Genomic DNA, 18154 nt, shown 5'->3' on the forward strand with positions numbered 1-18154 from the left:
TTCGTCTTCTTCGTCTTATTTTACAGCTTCCACGGGCTGGGCAGCGCCCTTCCAGGCAAAGATGCCGCCGGGGTAGCGCACCACGTTTTTATAGCCAAGCTTTTTGGCCCAGACCGCGCCGTTGTGGCTGCGGGTGCATTTGACGAAGCCGCAGTAGACCACAATGGTCTTGTCTTTGTCCGGGCCAAGCAGCGCCGCATAGTCGGCTTCGGACTTGCCGCCGGTTTCCTTGGCGTCCCAGGTGTCCATGTCCGGGATGGGGAAGACAAAGCTCACGGCACCGGGCACATGCTCTTTTTTAAAGCTGTCCTCAAAGGGCATGGTGTCGACGAGGACGAGGGGTTTTTTTTCGGCGATCCATTTCTGCAGTTCTTCGGTGGAGACCAGCCCGTAGCCGCCTTTCTGGGTGTCGCGCGTCAGTTTGACGGCTTCTTTTTCCTTGGCGGTCTCGTCCTCGAATTTGTCGGCCAGGGCCGGGTGGGCCAGGGCGAGGACGGTGACCAGGGCCAGCAGCATTTTAAGCGCGCGCATGAACACTCCTTGGGGGTTGGGGGTTGCAGACGAGGGGGGGCGGCGTGGGTGGGAAAACCGCCACAAGACGCAGAAGGCGACACCGGCCAGCATCACGAGATCGCGCCACAGCGTGGGCCACAGGCCATGGTAGACCTGTCCTTCGATATCGCCCGGGCCGTAGCAGCCGCAGTCGATGTCCAGGCCCTGGCGCAGGGCATTGGCAATGACGGCAATGAAAAGGAACAGCAGGCCGCCGACGATGGCCAGCCCGCCGGGGATGTCAAAAAGGAGCAGCAGGCCGCCGATGATTTCCAACACCGGCATGGCCACGGCCACGGGTTTGACGCTATCGGTCGGCAGGACGCCAAAGGCTTTGATGGTCAGGACGAAGGAATGGACGTCGGCGAGCTTGAGCGTCCCGGCCACGAGAAATGACACGGCCAGGGCGGCGCGGACGGCCCGGTAGGACCAGGGCGAGGCGAGGAGGGCGGCAATGGTGCGCATGGTTGTTGGGCCGCTTGGGAAAAAAGCGACCCAACAACCTTAGCACGGCTTAAAACTTGTGACAAATCAAGAAGTTAAATAGATTTGTCCCAGAGCTATCGACAAACCCGATTCATTGCCCGGCCGGCATCTGGGCTGCGGGGGCCGCAGCGTCCTGGCCTTTGGGCGCAGCCTCGGGAGTGGCCGGGGACTTGGACGCGTTCTCGGGAGGTGTGGCGGCCGCAGAGGCCGGGTCGGAACCGGCCGGGGCCTGTCCTGGCGCGTCCTTTTTGACCGGAATGCGCAGCACCGTGCCCGGGCGGACGTTGTCCGGGTTGATGTCGGGGTTGGCGGCAATGACATCGCGGATGCGCGCGCCGTTGGCATTGGCCACCTTGGACAGGATTTCGCCCTCTTTGACCGTGTATTCGAAATACTCGCCCGGTTTGAGCGGCGGGGCGGGTTTGCGGGCCGGCTTGGCGGCCTGTCCGGGCAGATTGATGGTCGCCCCGGCCTTGAGGTTTTTGTCGGTCAGGCCCGGATTGGCGGCCAGCAGCTCGGCTTTGGCCACGCCGTGGGTCTTGGCGATGCGTTCCAGGCTGTCGCCTTTCTTGACCAGATAGCCGCCCGGGGCCGCTGTCCCGGCCGCCTGGGCCGGGGCCAGCCCCTGGGATTTGGCCGAGGCTTCGGTCAGGGGGGCGTAAAAATAAAAGATGCGGCCGCTGGGTGCGCCTTTGTCGTGGCGGTGGCCGATGAAAAGCGCCCCGGGCCAGTTCCAGGTGGCGACTTCGTAGGCCTGGCCGGCGGCGTCGGTCTTGTGGCGCACGGCGTCGGGCGGGCCGTACTTGGCTTCGAGTGCGCTTTGCAGGGCGTCAAACGCCCCCGGGGCCTCGTAGCCGATTTCGGCGTGGTAGAACTGGTTTTTAAAAAACGAGTAGGTGACGTTTTTAAGGGGTATGCCGGCCAGTTCTTTTTTTTCGCCAGTGCGCTCGTAGTGGATGATGTCGCCTTCGCGGTCCACGGTCTTCAGATCAGCCAGGGACGTCGCCGGCGCGCCCCAGTGCACGCCCCGGAAGTCGGCGGGTTGTTTTTGCGGATCGGCGGCCAGGGCCGGGGAGAGCGCGGCGCAAAGGGCCAGCGGGGCCAGGAGGATGGCAAACAGACGCATAGACATAAACGGTCGGGCCTCCATGTGAAGTGCGGGCAGTTTACGCCAGAGCGCGGCGTCAGTACAGCACTTGCGAATTGGTCACATCGGGGCGATGGAAGTAGAACTCCACCCGGCGGTTGGCGGCCACGGCTTCCGGGGAAAAGTCGGGCATAAGCGGGCGTGAATCGCCATAGGCCACGGCCCGGATACGATTGGCCTGGATGCCGCCCATGGCGATGATGGCCCGGGCGGCGGCAGCGGAGCGGGCACCGGACAGTTCCCAATTGGACGGGTACAGGCCCTTGGTCGCCTCGCCGGCGTCGGCAAAACCCCGGATGACCAGGGCGACGTTGTAGGTTTTAAGCACGTCCACCACATCGGCCAGCAGGCGCTTGGCCGCTTCGGTCAGTTCGGCGGAACCCGGGGTGAAGAGCATGCCGCTTTGCAGGCGCAAGAGCACGCCCACGTCGTCGGAACTGATGCCGCTGCTGTTTTTAAGAAACGGGTCTTCGGTGATGATCTTTTTTAAGCGCACGGCAATGGCGTAGCGCATGGCCTCGTCGCGATTGAGCGCTGCCGTGTGTTGGCGTTCGTTGGCGTCGGGCGAAAAAAGCGCCCCCTGGGCCGGCTTGGGGTCGCCCTGGAAGTACTGCTCAAGCTGCTTTAGGGTGGCCGGCGGGGTCATATTGATGATCCACATGAGCAGGAAAAAGGCCATCATGGCGGTGACGAAGTCGGCGTAGGCCACCTTCCAGCTTGAGCCGTGGGCCTGGGGAAAGCCGGGAAGCTTGGGGGGCTTACTTGGGGCGGATTTTTTGCCGGTCAGCATGGTGGTCTCGTGTCGCGGCCTTGCAGTTCGTATAGGCGTGAAAGTGTGCCCACAAACTGCAATGCAGCGTTATTTATTAAAAATACGCGCGTATTTTTTAGGGATGCTATCCCCGCAGCAGGGCTTCGAGGTCGGCAAAGTCCGGGCGAAGCGCCTCAGGTATGGCCCGGCGGCCGTATTCTACCGCTATAAGCGGCGTGGCCCCCCGGGCCGCCCCGGCGATGACCGCCCGGATGACGGAAAAATAGGTCTGGCGTTCCATGGCCTGGTTTTCCAGGTTCGAGGCCAGGGGGCCGACGAAGCCATAGCACAGAAGCACGCCCAGAAAGGTGCCGACCAGGGCCGCGCCGATGCTGTGCCCCAGGACTTCCGGCGGCTGGCTGATCTTGCCCATGGTCAAGACCACGCCCAAAACAGCGGCCACGATACCAAGGCCGGGCAGCGACTCGGCCACCTTGCCCAGGTTGTGGCCGGGGCTGGCCGCCTGCTGGTGGATGGCGGCCATGTCCAGGTCCATGAGTTGCTCGATCTCCTGGGCGTCGCCGGTGACGAGATAGACGCGCATGGTGTCGCAGATAAAGGCCAGGGCTGTCTTATCGCGCACCAGCCGTTTGGCCTGGGAAAAGACCGGGCTGGCTTCGGGCCGTTCGATGTCGTTTTCGATGCTCATGAGGCCTTCGCGCCGGGCCTTGCCGAAAAGGCGCGACAGGCAGATCAGCGTTTCCAGATAGTCTTCCCGGCCAAGGTGGGCCGGGGCCAGGGCCCGGGGCAGTCCCCGGGCAATAAGGCCCAGGGAATTGCGGGTGGAGCTTATGAGCATGGCCCCCAGGGCCGCGCCGAAAATGATGACCCATTCGGCCGGTTGCAAAAGGACGCTGAAAACGCCGCCCTCCATGAAATACCCCAGACAGACCGAGGCAACAACGACAAGGAAGCCGACGAGTACGATCATGAAACGTCATCCTGGCTGCGTGTTGGCGACGAGGCCGACACGCCGGGCTCGTCGAGGAGCCGGTCAAGGTTTACGCCCGGGTCGGGGTCGTGGCCGGGGCGGTGTTCGTCCCGGACCACGGCGTCGATCCAGGCAGCCAGCCCGGGCGCGCCGAAGCGGCTGACGTCGAGAAATTCCAGGGCCTTGTCAAAGGGCGAGCCGCGTCCCTGGCGCATAAAGCGCAGGCCGGCAAACAGATGCCCGGGGGTGGTGGTAATCCGGGCGGCGGTTGCGTGGAAAAACAGCGACAAGAGTTCGCCAGCCGTCTGGGGGCGGTAGTCGCGAAGGCGCAAATAGAGGAATAAGGCCGGGACGCCGGCCAACAGGTCAATGATCAGGGCCGGGTCCGAAGCCGGGCCCGAAGCCAGGGCCGAAGCTGGGGCAGGGGCAGGAGCCGAAGCTGGGACAGGGGCAGGGGCAGGAGCCGAAGCTGGGGCCGGGATCGGCGCACCCCCTGCACCAGCCCGGCCAAGGCATCCGGCCGGGGCCGGGGGCGGGGCGGAAAGTTCGATGCCGATGCCGATGGCCGAGATGTCGGCCACGAGCAGCCGGTACCCGGTGCGTCGGGAAACAGCCGGCGGGCCAAGCTCAGCCAGGGCCAGTCGGGCCGGGGCCGCAGCTCCGGCCGGCCACAGGGCGAATTCAAGCACTGCGTCCCCTGGCGGGCGCACCCGTTTTTCAGCCCGACGATCATGCGCGTCCATAGCCCTCCCAGACCGGGCAAGTGTGCCGCGCCGGGGCGGGAAAGTCAAAGCGTGCGCCCTTTGACTTTCCCGCCCGGGCTGGTAGGAGAAGTTTGCGAGGACGTCATGAGCGAATATGTGGAACATTCTCCGTCCGGGACCAGTGTCGGGCGGGTGGAAAAGCAGTTTTTCACCTTTGCCGCCGACGAGCCGCTGCTCGTGGAATCGGGCCGCAGCCTGGGGCCCGTGACCCTGGCCTACGAGACCTACGGCCGCTTAAACGCGTCGGCCACAAACGCGGTGTTGGTGCTCCATGCCTTGACCGGCGATTCCCATGCCGCCGGCTATTACGAGACCAGCGATTCCAAGCCCGGCTGGTGGGATTTGATGATCGGTCCGGGCAAGCCCCTGGACACCGACCGGTATTTTATCATTTGCTCCAATGTCGTTGGCGGCTGCATGGGCACAACCGGCCCGGCCTCGGTTGATCCGGCCACGGGCAGGCCCTATGGCCTCTCCTTCCCGGTCATCACCGTGGGCGACATGGTCCAGGCCCAAAAGTGTTTGATTGATCACCTGGGCGTGGGGCGGCTTCTCAGCGTGGTCGGCGGCTCCATGGGCGGCATGCAGGTGCTGGAATGGTCGGTGCGCTACCCGGATATGGTGCGCTCGGCCGTGCCGCTGGCCACCACCACCAAGCATTCGGCCCTGGCCATCGCCTTTAACGAAGTGGCCCGTCAGGCCATCATGGCCGACCCGGCCTGGAACGGCGGGGACTATTACGACGGGGAGCAACCGGCTCACGGTCTGGCCGTGGCCCGCATGATCGGGCACATCACCTATCTGTCCGACGAGGCCATGCGCCAGAAGTTCGACCGCCGGCTCCAGGACCGCTGCGAAATCTCGTTTGCCTTTGAGGAGGCCGATTTCCAGGTGGAGTCGTATCTGCGCTACCAGGGCCAGAAGTTCGTGGACCGGTTCGACGCCAATTCCTTTCTCTACGTCACCAAGGCGGCGGATTATTTCAATCTGGAGTCCAGCCACGGCTGCGGCTCGGCCGTGGCCGCCTTTGCCAAGGCCCAATGCCGCTTTCTGGTGGCGTCTTTTTCCTCGGACTGGCTCTATCCCACCTACCAGTCCCGGGCCATGGTCCAGGCCATGAAGAAAAACGGCCTGGACGTGAGCTTTGTGGAGCTGGAGGCCAAGTGGGGGCATGACGCCTTTTTGCTGCCAAACGCCCGCCTTTCCGGCATGATCGCCCGCTTTTTGGACCGGGCCGCCGCCGACGCCGCCAAGGAGGACGCCCGTGCGTTATGATCTGTCGCTTATCGCCTCGTGGATCGATCCTGGGGCCACGGTCCTGGATCTGGGCTGCGGGGCCGGGGATCTGCTGCATATCCTTACGGTTGATAAAAACGTGCGCGGCACGGGCATCGAGCGCGAGGAGGAAAAAGTCACCCGGGGCATCGAAAAGGGCCTCTCGATCCTGCACGGCGACATCATCGAAGAGGTGGCCGACTACCCGGACGGGCATTTCGACTATGTGATCCTGTCCCAGACTTTGCAGCAGGTGTTTGAACCGGCGGTGCTCATCCGCGAGATGCTGCGGGTGGGCAGATGCGGCATCGTGAGCTTTCCCAATTTCGCCTACTACCGCATCCGGGGGCAACTGCTCTTTCGCGGCCGCGCCCCGGTGTCGCGGGAACTGCCCTATGAGTGGTACGACACGCCCAACATCCGGGTGATCACCATCCGGGATTTCCGCCGCTTTTGCCGCAAGGAAGGGTTCGTCATCGCTCGTGAGACGGCGGTCAGCACGCCGCACCACCACGAACAGGGCAAGATGGTGACCTTTCTGCCCAACCTGCGGGCTTCTTACGGTATGTTCCTGTTGCAGCGCAAAGGGGCGCAGGGCTAGGCTGCACTGCTAGGAACTCCGGGTCCGCAGTCTGGAGTGCATCTGGGCGGCGAACCCCGTTGCTGCGTTGTCCGATTGGCTTTGGGTCCGGTAGGTGTTGCTGCCCCGGCGGGCCATGGCGGGGCTTCCGCCTGCCATGTTGGTCATGCCCGAGGTGGTGGCCAGGAGCGCGTCGCCCTCATGGCTGGACTTCGGCGTCTCCTTGGCGCGCGGGGTTTGACGAACCAGGTCGCGCATCGCTTCCCTCTTTGCCTGGGTTACGAGGCGCAGGCCCTCAATGCCGGCATTGATGTAGTCGTGGCCGCTGCCCATATTGATGCTGACCTGCGTGCTGCCGCCTCCCCCTACGCCGATCCAGCTTGAACCGACACTGTCGTTGCCGGCTCCCGTATCAATGTTGACCTGGGCCTCGCCGCCGTAGATGCTTGTGCCGATCCAGCTTGATTGGACGCTGTCGTTGCCGTCTCCTGTGGTGATGTTGACCTGGGATCTGCCACCGTTGAGGCCTGTGCCGATCCAGCTTGACTGGACGCTGTCGTTGCCGTCTCCGGTGTCGATGTTGACCTGGGATCTGCCGCCGTTGATGCCTGTGCCAATCCAGCTTGCGCTTACGCTGTCGTTGCCGCCGCCGCTTGCAATGTTGACGTGGCTGTCCCCGCCGCCGATCGCCAGGCCGATCCAGCTTGCCTGGACGCTGTCGTTGCCGTCGCCGATGTCGATGTTGACCTGGCCGCTGCCCAGGCTGATGTAGCTGGCGTCGATCCTGTCGTTGCCGCTGCCGGTGTCGATGTTGACCTGCCCATCGGCCAGGCCGATGATGGCGGCATCGATCCTGTCGTTGCCGCTGCCGGTGGTGAGATTGACTTGGCCGCCGCCGATGGTCCTGGTGGTGATGCTGTCGTTGCCCTCGCCGGTGTCCACGTTTAGGCTGGTGTAGCCGCTCAGGGCAGTGGCCTGAAGCGTGTCGTTGCCGTCCCCCATGGTGATGGTGCCGCCATAGACGGAGCCCGCCTGAAGTGCATCGTTGCCATCACCCATGGAGATGGTGCCGCCAAAGACGGTGCCGGTTTGCAGGGTGTCGTTGCCATCACCCATGGAGATGGTGCCGCCCATGACATTGCCGGCGATCATGACGGTATCATTGCCGTCCCCCGCGTCGATAGTCCCCCCGCCTTGGTCACCCGACACAATGATGGTGTCGTCGCCCGCACCGCCGTTTAAGGGGGCGGCGAGTAGGCCGATAATGATGTCGTTTCCGTCGGTCTCCTGGCCGGGGGTGTAGGCAGAGACCCGGAGCGCGCCATTTTCGTCCTCGTTAATAATGGTGTTGCCATTGAGCATGTAGCGCTGCTGTTCCTGCTGGTCCGTAGCTGCGATGGTGACCATGTAGCTGGGGCGCGGCTGGGGGGAGGCTCCGTTGCCAGCCTTAGTTGCGGAATTGTATTGTTCTATGGTGACCTTTCGGCCGGACTGGGTCGTGGCCGTGCCAACGAGGACGGCCTCCCCCAGCTGTTGGGCGCTGGTGGCGTCAAGCGGGGACAAGTCTGTTTTCGGCTCTGTCAGGACCGTGGACGGCATCGCCGCAGCCAGTTGCCTGCCTTCAGCGGACAGGGAAACCGTATAGTCCGTTGGCGTATTCGTCTGCGCTGCGCCGCTTCCGGCTTTTGGCGAGGCATTGGAGAGGATAGAATTCGATGACTGCAAGTCTGCGATCAGGCCGTATTGAAAGGTATTTTGAGAGGAAGCGAATGCTGCTGTAGTGGAGATGTCAGACATTATTTCCTCCGGATAGTCATTACAGCCAGTGTCATTGTGAAATAAAGACAGGCTTCGTGGTCTGTAGCGCCGTCATGGGCTTATTGTTGCCGGGCAAAGTCGTTGGCTCTTTAACGAATTTTCATTCCTGGCGACCGTGTCCGGCTTGCTTCGCGCGCCAGAAGTGGTTCCCATAACACCTATCGGCACAGGTGCACATCGTGTTTAGATTTTGACGAGAAAAAATGTGTTTCCCGTTGAAGCCGGCCAAATGCGCTGGCGAGACCGCACCGAGGCGTACGGAAAACCGTTTTTCGAGACGAGGGGCGCATTGGCGTTTGGCGGCAGACAGGGGCTCTTCGTCCCCAAACGGATTGCAGGATGTGGCGCACAGGGGCGCAGAGCCGCGTTTTTGCGCGGCGGCGGCAAGAGAGGCCCGAGCGGCGGGAGCGAATCCCAGGGAGCGGCTGCAAAAAATCCTGTTTGGCCGTTTGCAATCCGTGTAGCATCGCTCCATGGACGATTTTACCCCAAGGCTCGACAGCCTTCCCACGGCCCAACGACGGTTGTGGCCGGAGTTGGACGCGACGCCGGAGCATTTCACGCTTTATGGCGGAACGGCACTGGCCTTGCGGCTGGGCCACCGGGTTTCGGTGGATTTTGATTTTTTTTCCGACCAGCCGTTCGATCCCGACGAATTGGCCCAATCCGTGCGGTATCTCAAAGGGGCCGAGCGCGTGCAGGTTGCCCCCAACACCCTGACCTGTCGGGTGGAACGCGGGGAGCCTATCCTTCTTTCTTTTTTCGGGGGGCTTGGCCTGGGGCTGGTCGCCCCACCGCAGCGACCACGCGGGAGCAGTTTTGCCGTGGCGTCTTTGCTCGATATTGCCGGAACCAAGGTCGCAGTGATTCAGAAACGGGCCGAGGCCAAGGATTATCTCGATATCGATGCGCTGTTGCAACACGGCCTGACGCTGCCAACCGCCCTGGCGGCGGGGCGTGTCGTTTACGGGCGCAGCTTCAATCCGCTGATCAGCCTCAAGGCGCTCAGCTACTTCGCTGACGTGCCGCATCTGCCAGCGGCTGTGGGCCAGCGGCTTCTCGCCGCCGTCAATGCCGTCGATCCGGCCGACCTTCCGACCCTTGCGCCCTATCTTCCCCGGGCCGGGGAAGACACGGGGGCAGCGTCATGAAACCGCTGCCCCAAACACCGCAACTGCTGACCGTGGCCCGGCGTGTGGTCTGGTTTAAGCCGCCCGAGGAAGCGCTGGCCGAGCCGGCGCATTTTCTCGCCCATGTCATGACCTACGGGACCGTAGAGGACTTGAAGCTGCTTGCGGGCGTGGTCGGTCTGGCGGAGTTTCGGGAGGCGTTGGCCCAGGCACCTCCCGGTATTTTTGATCCCCGCTCCTGGGCCTATTGGAACGCGCGGTGCGGCCGCCAGCCGACACCGCCCCTGCCGACCCGCGCCTTATAACGTTTCATCCTCCCCAAACTGATTCCAGGCCGTGGCGCAGATGGGCGTATAGCCGCGCTCTTGGGCGGCGGCGTCGAGATGGGCCAGGGCGGCCGGGGCGGCGTCGGCGTCAAAGGCGGCGTCTGTGTCCACCCGGTTGGTCACCACCAGATAGTGCCGGCAGGTGGAGCAGGCGTGGATACGCTCGCGCTCCCGACCCTCGGGCACGAACAGATCGAGCTTGTCGTGCTCGCCCTCGCCGCACGACGGGCATACCAGCCGGGGAAAGCGCCACAGATGGCCGCACAGCGAACAGTGGAGCAACAGCCGGCCGGCCTTGGCCACCAGAAATTCCGAGGGTTCGGCCTGCTCCTTTAAAAGCCCCAGATCCGGGGCCGAGCCGCACACCGGGCAATGGTCCTTGCGCCACAAGGCGTCGTCGGCCAGGGCCGCCAATCGCGGGGCTTCGGCCCGCAACACCGTCCCGACCAGCTCCCGGGTCAGAAACAGCAGCGTGGCCGGGCGCAGGCCGATCTCGGCGGCCAGGGGGGTGAGGTCATCGGTGGCCTCGTCGAAAAAACCGGCCAGCAGCGCCCCGGCCAGGCGCGGTCCCTGGGCCAGCGCCTGGGAAAGGATGGTCGTTTCCCGGGCCAGGGCCGGGAAGATGTCGGCGATGCCCGGCAGCAGGGCCTGGGCGGCGGCCAGAAAGCCGGGGACCAGGGCCGGCAGATCGGCCGTGTCCAGCAGGGTCTGGCCGGCAGCAAAGCGGTCGGGGTCGTAGGCCACCTCGAAAAGGCCCTGGGGCAGATCGGCGGCAATGGCGCGCCGCAGGGTGGCCAGGGCGGCAAAGGGGGCGGCGATGGCGGCGGCCTCGGCGGGCGGGGCCACGTCCGGCAGATCCGGCTGGGGGGCGTGGGGAAAACGCATGCGCATGGCGGTGTCCTTGGGAAAAAGGAAAATGGGGCACGGAAAAGGTCGTTATAAAGGGGACCGACCCGGTCGCCGCTGGCAGACGGCGCTCGGGTCGGTCCGTGGGAACGTGGGCGTCCGGCCTAGCCGCGCATGCTGGTTACGGGCCGGGTCAGCATGGCCAGGAAGGCCTGACGCGTCATGGGGCCGGGGGCCGGGCGTACCGGGCGCTCGGCATACTCGTAATAGAGGTTGCGGGGTTCGGTGATGAGATAGATGACCCCGAGGTAGTCCTCGTCGAGGAGCTGGGCCTGGGGATGCTTCTCTTTGACCTTGGCCAGGGTTTTATGGGCCAGGGCCAGCATGTCGGCCCGTTCGCCGATGTTCATGGAGCCGGTGCAGCAGGTCTTCACACACGCCGGCTTCATGCCGGCGCGCTGACGGTCGATGCACCAGTCGCATTTGCTCAGCGCCCCCGTCGTCTCGTCGCGCACCGGGATGGCGTAGGGGCACACATCGCGCACTTCCTGGGCCTGATCGATGGTGAGCTGCTTGGTTTTATCGGTGTAGAGCACGGCACCGGTGGCCTCGTCCTGGACGATGGCACCGGGCACGTAGGCATCGGCCGCGTCCTTGCAGGGCGGCGAGGTGCAATGCCGGCACTGGTCCGGGAAAAACAGCCACTTGATCTTGCCGTCGATCTTGTGCTCGTTAAAGCGCACAATTTTGTAGTTAAACGGCGTAAAATCGGGCGGATTCTGGTGTGTGCCGCGTTGCAGCGTGGGCACGGCCCGATGCTCGTGCCATTCCTTGCAGGCCACCTGACAGCCGCGGCAGGCCGTACATCGCGAGGTATCAATGAAAAACGCCTTGGGCATGGCGGACTCCCCTTCATAGTGTGCGGCCGCAAGCGTTCACTTGCGGCCGCACAGCGCGTTAGCGTTGCAGTTCCGTCACCTTGTCGGCCTTACGCAGATTGCACAGGCAGGCCTTGTATTCGGGAATGCGCGTGTTGGGGTCGGCCACCGAAACCGTCAGACGGTTGGTGGCGTCGCCACAGCCCGGCGTGGTCCAGCCGAAGCAAAACGGCATCCCTATCAGGTGAAGGGTCTTTCCCTGGACCTGAAGCGGCGTCATGCGCACCGTGACCATGGCCACGGCCTCGACCTTGCCGCGAAGGGTCTCGATGATGACCACGTCACCATTCTTGACGCCTTTTTCCTTGGCCAGCTCCTGGCTGATCTCCACATAGAGCTGGGGTTCGGCTTCAAGCAGGGCCGGGGTGTTGCGGGTGTCGCCGCCGCCGCACCAGTGTTCAGTCATGCTGTAGGTGGTGAGCACGATGGGGAAGCGTGGATCACCATTTTTGGCCAGGGCGTCGATGTCGCTTTCCGCCACCTTCATGCAGGGATTGCTCATCTGCTTGGAGAAGGGGTTGACGGTAATGGGCGTTTCCGCCGGTTCGTAGTGTTCCGGGAAGGGACCGTCCATGCGGCCGGGGCCAAAGAGCTGGCCATGACCCTCGGTGTGCATGATAAACGGATACACACCCTTGGGATCGGCCATGGGGGGAGCCGGACCGTCGGGCACGTCGCCGACCCATTTGCCCTCTTCCCAGGCAATAACGGCCTTGGCCGGGTAGTACGGCTTGCCGTTTACATCCACCGACGCGCGGTTGTAGATGATGCGCCGGTTGACGGGCCAAGCCCAGGAGTAGTTGGGGAACAGGCCGATTTTGGCCTGCATGGGCGTCTGGGTATGATCGCGGCGTTTGGTCAGGTTGCCGGCTGCGCCATAACTGCCGGCGTAGACCCAGCACAGGCTGCTGGTGGCACCATCGGCGGTGAGCATGGGGAAGGCTGGAACCTGATCGCCCTTTTTGTACTGCTTGTCGCCCACGGTCACGTCGCGGGTGAACTGGCCGTTGATCTTTTTGGCCATGAGGTCCGCGTCGTACTGCTCATACCACTCAACGTTCTGGATCGGGGCCGGAAACGCCCCGCCTTCCTTGGCATACAGCGCTTTGACGCGCTTCATGATCTCGACCACCATCCAGCCCATGGGCTTGGACACGCCCATCGGCTCGTAGCCCTTGTAGTGCCACATGTGCCAACGGCCGGAGTTGGAGGTGGTGCCGTCTTTTTCGCCGCGTTGGCAGGACGGCAGCAGGAACACCTCGGTCTTGACGTTTTTGGGATCAAAACCCGGCTGCCGCCAGAAAGCGGCCGTTTCCGTCTCGTGGGCTTCGCCGATGACGAACCAGTCGAGGTTGGTCAGGGCCTTTCGGATCTTATGGGTGTTGGGCATGGACATGCACGGGTTGTGGCCGTAGATGAACCCGCCCTTGATCTTGCCCTTATACATTTTGTCGAACATAAACAGGCTGGCGTATTCGACATTGGGCTCGATTTTCGGCAACCACTCGTAGCCGTACTCGTTTTCCGCCGTGGCCGCATCGCCGAACCAGCCCTTGAGCAGGCTGGTCACGTACTTGGGCCGGTTTTGCCACCAGTTGACGCTCTTGGGGTCTTTGGTCACCGGCGTGTTGGCTTTCAAGTACTCGGCCAAGGTCGGCCAAGCAGTAGTCGGCACCGGATGGTAGCCGGGCAGGGCGTCGTAGAGCAGGGCGTGGTCGGTGGAGCCCTGGACGTTGGGCTCGCCGCGCATGGCGTTGATGCCGCCGCCGGCCATGCCGATGTTGCCCAACAGCAACTGGATCATGGCGGCCAGACGGATGTTTTGCACGCCGACGGTGTGCTGGGTCCAGCCCAGGGCGTACATCATGGTGGCGACTTTGGTCGGCTTGCCCGTGGCGGCCACCGTGTCCCAGACTTTGAGCAGATTGTCTTTGGAGACGCCGGTGATGGACGACACGGTGTCGATGTCGTAGCGCGAATAGTGCTTTTTGAGCAACTGATAGACACTGCGCGGATGCTGCAAGGTCTTGTCGCGCACGACCAGACCGTTGGCGTCCTTGTCAAACGTCCAGGTCTTACGGTCGTAGGTCTTGGTGGCCGGATCAAAACCCGAGAACAGGCCGTCCTTAAAGGTGAAGCCTTCGGAGACGATAAAGGAGGCGTTGGTGTATTCGGTGACGTACTCTTTGAAATACAGATCCTTTTCCAGGATGTATTTGAGCATGCCACCCAGGAAGGCGATGTCCGTGCCGGAACGAAGGGGCACATGGAAATCGCTGCGGGCCGAGGTGCGCGAGAATTTCGGGTCCACGTGAATGACCGTGGCCCCGGCGTCTTTGGCCGCAAGCACCCATTTAAACGAGATAGGGTGGTGTTCTGCCGCGTTACTGCCCATGATGAGCACCACGTCGGCGTTCTTGATATCAATCCAATGCTGGGTCATCGCGCCGCGTCCGAACGACTCTGCCAGAGCCGGTACAGTGGGCGAGTGTCAGATCCGGGCCTGGTGGTCGAGATGGACGACCCCCAGGCTTCGCAGCATTTGGTGGGTGACGGCGCACTCCTCGTTATCCATCTGGGAGGTGCCGAGGTGGAAGATCGACTCCACCCGGTTAACGGTCTGGCCTTTCTCGTTTTTCTCGATAAAGTCGCGGTCCCGGGTTTCCTTGACGCGTCTGGCGATGCGGTCAAGGACGAAGTCCCAGTCTTTTTCTTCCCACTTGTCGCTGCCCGGAGCCCGGTACTTGGGCTTTAAAATCCGGTGATGGCTGACGTGCATGGAGTGGAAGGCCGCGCCCTTGGGGCACAGTGCACCTTCGCTGACCGGATAGTCAGGATCGCCTTCGGAGCTTAAAAATTTGCCGTCTTTGACGAACATCAGGATGCTGCACCCGCACGAACAAAACGGGCAGGTGGACTGGAATTCCTTGGCCCCCTCAATGCGCAGCGTGGTGGCGTACGCCGCTGCCGGACGAGGGTCGAGGCCCAGGTCTTTGAGCCCCAGACAGGCCAACCCGGCCCCGGTCAGTTTCATAAAACCGCGTCGCGATATGCCCATACGGCCTCCTTGGATGGTTTCCCGGCAACGGGCGACGATCCGCCCGATAATCACGCGTTGTGTCAAAACAGACACATGATTGTAGTAAAAAAGCGGACGCCGGCTGGTCAAACCAATCGCAATTGCGCACGATCTGGCACTAAAATCGCGATTTTATCAGGAAAGCTGCTAGAGTATGACGTAACATGCTTGAAAAATTGATTTAAGTTAATTCTAATACATCGAAAATAGTTTTGCGATTTGCCCTGGCCTGCAAAGACAGGGCAGGCCTGTTGTCCTGGCAACCATCCCTTGACGCCCGCCCCGCTTGTTGGCATCGCCACGACTGACGTGTCCGACGCCGCACGAGAGCGCTGGCCGCAGCAGCGTCGGCAGTCTGGACGTATCGGGAGGCAGCGTATGGCCGGTCTGGTGGACAGTGATGTGGCGCTGGCGGACGATATAGAGCGGCTTCGCCGGGAGCGGCCCCATGTCCGGGCTTTTCTCGATCCTTTCATGGGCCTGCTCCTGGCCCGCCGGCCGCTGGTCGACGCCCTGGTTCTGGCCGGGCCGCCGCTGCCGCTGCCCCAGGCCGACCCCGCACGCCTGGGCCAGGGGGCCTGCCTGGAGCCACGGGACGAATTTCCCCTGGACCGGGTGGCCCTGCGCCGCTCCTTTGAAACCCTGCATCTGGTTGTGGCTGCCGCGTTTCGCAACAACCGCGCGGATCTGCTCAATTTAAGCCAGGTGGCCGACCAGGAACCGGAATTTCTGTCCGAGGCCGTCGGGCATCTGCTGGCGGACCGGCGAAGCGCCCTGGTGGGCCTGGGCCATTCCTGCGGCGTGGACCCCCGCGTGCTGGGCTTTTGGTGTGTGCAGCTTATAACCCCCCTGGCCATGGCCAGGGGCCGGCAGATCGGGGGGCTTGTGGCCGGGCTGGCCTGGAATCGAGGCTATTGTCCGGTCTGCGGCTCCTGGCCGGGCTATGCCGTTCGGGACGGCGACGGGCTGGAGATGACATGCTCATTTTGCGCCGCGTCCTGGCGCTTTACCCGTCACGAATGCCCGTACTGCGAAGCGCCCGGCCCCTCGGGGCAGGTGTATGTCGTGCCGGGCCAGGAGGCCGAGCGGGTGCGGGTGTGCCGGCGCTGCAATCATTTTCTTGGCGAATTCGCCGCCGAATCCCTGCCCGGCCTGACCTCGGAAGTGGCCGCCCTGGCCCTGGCCCCGCTGGAATTGCTGGCTCGCCAGCACGGCCACGCCCCGGCCACCATGGACTGGCGGCAGATGGTCTGGACCTAGAACCGCGTTCATGAAATGTAAATATTCTATCGATAAAACAGTGCGTTAAGCGTACTGCACCTTGGCCGGCCAGAGCGAAAAGTGCCGCACGCAACACCCGGACCGCCCAAAGCCCGGTCACAGCGCCGGCAGGGGCGGGACCATTCCGGGGCTATGCCGGGGCCATGTCGGGGCCATGTCGGGGGAAGACAAGACCGAATTTTTTTTCTATTATGCCGCCTTTACGGACCGCCGCGTTAGGCCCTGCGCCGTTTCCGGCCGTTCTCCCGCACCCTCTGCCTCCCGAGGAGCCGCATGCGCGAACGCAAAACCGCCACCCTGTCTTACGGCGATACCACCGTCGAACTCCCTGTCCTTGTCGGGTCCGAAGGCGAGGTGGGCATCGACATCACCTCCCTGGAAAAGGACACCGGGCTGCTGGCCTTCGACCCCGGCTACGGCAATACCGGCTCCTGCCAGTCGGCCATCACCTTCGTCGACGGCGAAAAAGGCATCCTGCGCCACCGCGGCATCCCCATCGAACAACTCGCCGAAAACAGCTCGTTTATCGAAGCGGCCATGCTCCTTATTTTCGGCAAACTGCCCACGGCCGAAGATCGTACGGCCTTTCGCCATCTGCTGTCGGAACACGAGCTGCTCCATGAAGGATTGTTGCACCATTTCGATGGCTTCCCGCCCGGCGGGCAGCCGATGGCCATTCTCTCGGCCGTCATCAACTCCCTGGGCAACTACCACCCCGAGCTGCTGGAAATCCAAAACGCCGTGGAGTTCCGCCTCGCCGTGGCCAAGCTCATCAGCAAGGTGCGCACCATTGCGGCCTTTAGTTATCGCAAATCCCTCGGGCTGCCGTTTATGTATCCCGACCCCAATTTGAGCTATTGCCGCAACTTCCTGCACATGATGTTTTCCGTGCCCAACCGCGACTACGAACCCACCGATCAAGCCGTGGCCGCCTTGTCGCTGTTCCTGGTGGTCCATGCCGACCACGAACAGAACTGCTCCTGTTCCACCGTGCGCATGGTCGGTTCCACCAGGGCCAACCTCTTTGCCAGCGTGTCGTCGGGCATCTGCGCCCTGTGGGGGCGGCTGCACGGCGGTGCCAACGCCGCCGTTATTCAGATGCTCACCCAGATGCTGGAGGGGCGCTACAAGGTCAAAACCTTTTTGGAGATGGTCAAGCGCAAGGAAACCCGGCTCATGGGCTTTGGGCACCGGGTCTATAAGAACTTCGACCCCCGGGCGCGGGTGCTCAAAAAAGCCGCCGACAACCTGCTGCTCCAGTCCGGCCTGTCCGATCCGCTTATGGAGATCGCCCAGGAACTCGAAGAAACGGCCTTGCACGACGACTACTTCCAGAGCCGCAGCCTCTATCCCAACGTGGATTTTTATTCCGGCATCATCCTGCGGGCCTTGGGTATTCCGGTCAACATGTTCCCGGTCATGTTCGCCATCGGCCGCATGCCCGGCTGGATCGCCCACTGGCAGGAGGAAAACCTGGACATCACCACCCGCATCCACCGCCCGCGCCAGATCTACACCGGCCCGCCCTACCGGCCGTACGTGCCGCTGGATAAGCGGTAGGGGAAGGAAGATAAAGGCAAAGAGGAAGAGGAAGATGCCTCCGGCGGCCGGGAGGGGGTAACCCCCTCCCGGACCCTCCCTGACAGAGGCCAGGGGGGAGGGCGTTGCCGCGACGGTGGATGGGAGCGGGAAATACGCTTGCGCCAGGCGGGCACTACCGCGAGGCAGGCCAGACGGGAACCACCGTTTAGCAGGTGGCCACGGGGGGATAATTCCCCCGGCCCTCTTCGGCGGGAAAAGTGGAGCGGGGTGAAGTGTTGCCTGGACCCATGCGTGTACACTTGCTGGCGGCGGGGCGTTTCAGGGGCTTTGCTTTCTGGAGTTCATGTCTCACTCGCGTATGCTCTGGGTAAGAGATGATTTCCAGAAAAACAGTCTTTGTCTTAAATGCCGTCGCCGTCCATCTTCCCCCTGCTCTTTTTTATTGTCTGCCCAAGTATTCTGTCTTGGATGACGGGATTGCTTATTTGTTGTCAATATTGGTGTGGTTGTTGCTTGTCTTGGGCTTGTTTCGTACAGCACCGCAACAGAAATGGGCGGGCCTATGGAGTTTTACCTCCTTTTTCTTGGTTTTGTTGCTGCTAAACCCTGGGGCGGTCACATTTATTTCCTGGACAATCAATGGCTTTG

General features: G+C 62.8%; 15 protein-coding genes and 1 pseudogene. 6 read left to right on the plus strand and 10 right to left on the minus strand.

The genetic code is table 11. The features are described from left to right. Nucleotides 1-15: 15 nt before the first annotated feature. The 6 genes and pseudogenes from GTA51_RS21395 to GTA51_RS20595 form a co-directional block, all read right to left on the minus strand. Nucleotides 16-531 carry a rhodanese-like domain-containing protein gene (locus tag GTA51_RS21395; RefSeq protein ID WP_246198069.1) on the minus strand — a complete coding sequence of 172 codons (516 nt, stop codon included), beginning with the start codon at nucleotides 529-531 and terminating at the stop codon, nucleotides 16-18. Nucleotides 532-609: 78 nt separating this feature from the next. Further along, a pseudogene (locus GTA51_RS21400) lies at nucleotides 610-1017 on the minus strand (MauE/DoxX family redox-associated membrane protein); the annotation flags it as partial. A gap of 112 nt (nucleotides 1018-1129) precedes the next feature. Then, nucleotides 1130-2170: a LysM peptidoglycan-binding domain-containing protein gene (locus GTA51_RS09375; protein ID WP_160960525.1), complete on the minus strand. Its 1041-nt coding sequence runs from the start codon at nucleotides 2168-2170 to the stop codon at nucleotides 1130-1132. A gap of 52 nt (nucleotides 2171-2222) precedes the next feature. Further along, a complete protein-coding gene (locus GTA51_RS09380; RefSeq protein ID WP_160960527.1) occupies nucleotides 2223-2975 on the minus strand; it encodes an OmpA/MotB family protein in 753 nt (250 codons plus the stop codon). A 106-nt stretch (nucleotides 2976-3081) separates the two neighbouring features. Next, nucleotides 3082-3927 carry a flagellar motor stator protein MotA gene (gene motA / locus GTA51_RS09385; protein ID WP_160960528.1) on the minus strand — a complete coding sequence of 282 codons (846 nt, stop codon included), beginning with the start codon at nucleotides 3925-3927 and terminating at the stop codon, nucleotides 3082-3084. After that, the gene (locus GTA51_RS20595; RefSeq protein ID WP_170300328.1) at nucleotides 3924-4670 is read right to left on the minus strand and encodes a hypothetical protein; all 747 of its coding nucleotides are present in this window, start codon (nucleotides 4668-4670) and stop codon (nucleotides 3924-3926) included. The genes motA and GTA51_RS20595 overlap by 4 nt, the downstream gene beginning before the upstream one ends. Nucleotides 4671-4775: 105 nt before the next feature. Between GTA51_RS20595 and metX the strand changes: the two genes are divergently transcribed. Next, nucleotides 4776-5966: a homoserine O-acetyltransferase MetX gene (gene metX, locus GTA51_RS09395; RefSeq protein WP_160960530.1), complete on the plus strand. Its 1191-nt coding sequence runs from the start codon at nucleotides 4776-4778 to the stop codon at nucleotides 5964-5966. Further along, entirely contained in the window at nucleotides 5956-6567 is a 612-nt protein-coding gene (metW, locus tag GTA51_RS09400; RefSeq protein ID WP_160960532.1) for a methionine biosynthesis protein MetW, read from the plus strand. Before metX ends, metW begins: the two co-directional genes overlap by 11 nt. Before the next feature lie 9 nt (nucleotides 6568-6576). Here the strand turns inward: metW and GTA51_RS09405 are convergent, their stop codons facing one another. Next, nucleotides 6577-8343, minus strand: a complete 1767-nt coding sequence (locus GTA51_RS09405) for a calcium-binding protein (RefSeq protein ID WP_160960533.1) — start codon at nucleotides 8341-8343, stop codon at nucleotides 6577-6579. Nucleotides 8344-8837: 494 nt separating this feature from the next. On the opposite strand from GTA51_RS09405, the gene GTA51_RS09410 reads away from it, so the two are divergent. Together GTA51_RS09410 and GTA51_RS09415 are read left to right on the plus strand one after the other, a co-directional pair. Then, entirely contained in the window at nucleotides 8838-9515 is a 678-nt protein-coding gene (locus GTA51_RS09410) for a nucleotidyl transferase AbiEii/AbiGii toxin family protein (RefSeq protein ID WP_160960535.1), read from the plus strand. After that, entirely contained in the window at nucleotides 9512-9799 is a 288-nt protein-coding gene (locus GTA51_RS09415; RefSeq protein ID WP_160960536.1) for a hypothetical protein, read from the plus strand. The genes GTA51_RS09410 and GTA51_RS09415 overlap by 4 nt, the downstream gene beginning before the upstream one ends. Here GTA51_RS09415 and GTA51_RS09420 read toward each other — a convergent pair. From GTA51_RS09420 to fdnG, 3 genes are all read right to left on the minus strand, one after another. Continuing rightward, nucleotides 9794-10711, minus strand: coding sequence for a formate dehydrogenase accessory protein FdhE (locus GTA51_RS09420; protein WP_160960538.1), 918 nt, complete (start codon nucleotides 10709-10711; stop codon nucleotides 9794-9796). The two genes, GTA51_RS09415 and GTA51_RS09420, sit on opposite strands and share 6 nt — an antisense overlap. 119 nt (nucleotides 10712-10830) lie before the next feature. Then, nucleotides 10831-11565, minus strand: a complete 735-nt coding sequence (locus GTA51_RS09425) for a 4Fe-4S dicluster domain-containing protein (protein ID WP_160960539.1) — start codon at nucleotides 11563-11565, stop codon at nucleotides 10831-10833. 58 nt (nucleotides 11566-11623) lie between these two features. Beyond that, nucleotides 11624-14662, minus strand: coding sequence for a formate dehydrogenase-N subunit alpha (gene fdnG / locus GTA51_RS09430; RefSeq protein ID WP_160960541.1), 3039 nt, complete (start codon nucleotides 14660-14662; stop codon nucleotides 11624-11626). Between the two features lie 399 nt (nucleotides 14663-15061). On the opposite strand from fdnG, the gene GTA51_RS09435 reads away from it, so the two are divergent. Together GTA51_RS09435 and GTA51_RS09440 are read left to right on the plus strand one after the other, a co-directional pair. Next, nucleotides 15062-15943 (plus strand): formate dehydrogenase accessory protein FdhE, encoded by an 882-nt coding sequence (locus tag GTA51_RS09435; RefSeq protein WP_211922506.1) that lies wholly within the window; start codon nucleotides 15062-15064, stop codon nucleotides 15941-15943. A 294-nt stretch (nucleotides 15944-16237) separates the two neighbouring features. Next, the gene (locus tag GTA51_RS09440; RefSeq protein WP_160960543.1) at nucleotides 16238-17524 is read left to right on the plus strand and encodes a citrate synthase; all 1287 of its coding nucleotides are present in this window, start codon (nucleotides 16238-16240) and stop codon (nucleotides 17522-17524) included. Nucleotides 17525-18154 lie beyond the last annotated feature (630 nt).

This window comes from Solidesulfovibrio aerotolerans (assembly GCF_009856865.1).
GTDB lineage: Bacteria > Desulfobacterota > Desulfovibrionia > Desulfovibrionales > Desulfovibrionaceae > Solidesulfovibrio > Solidesulfovibrio aerotolerans.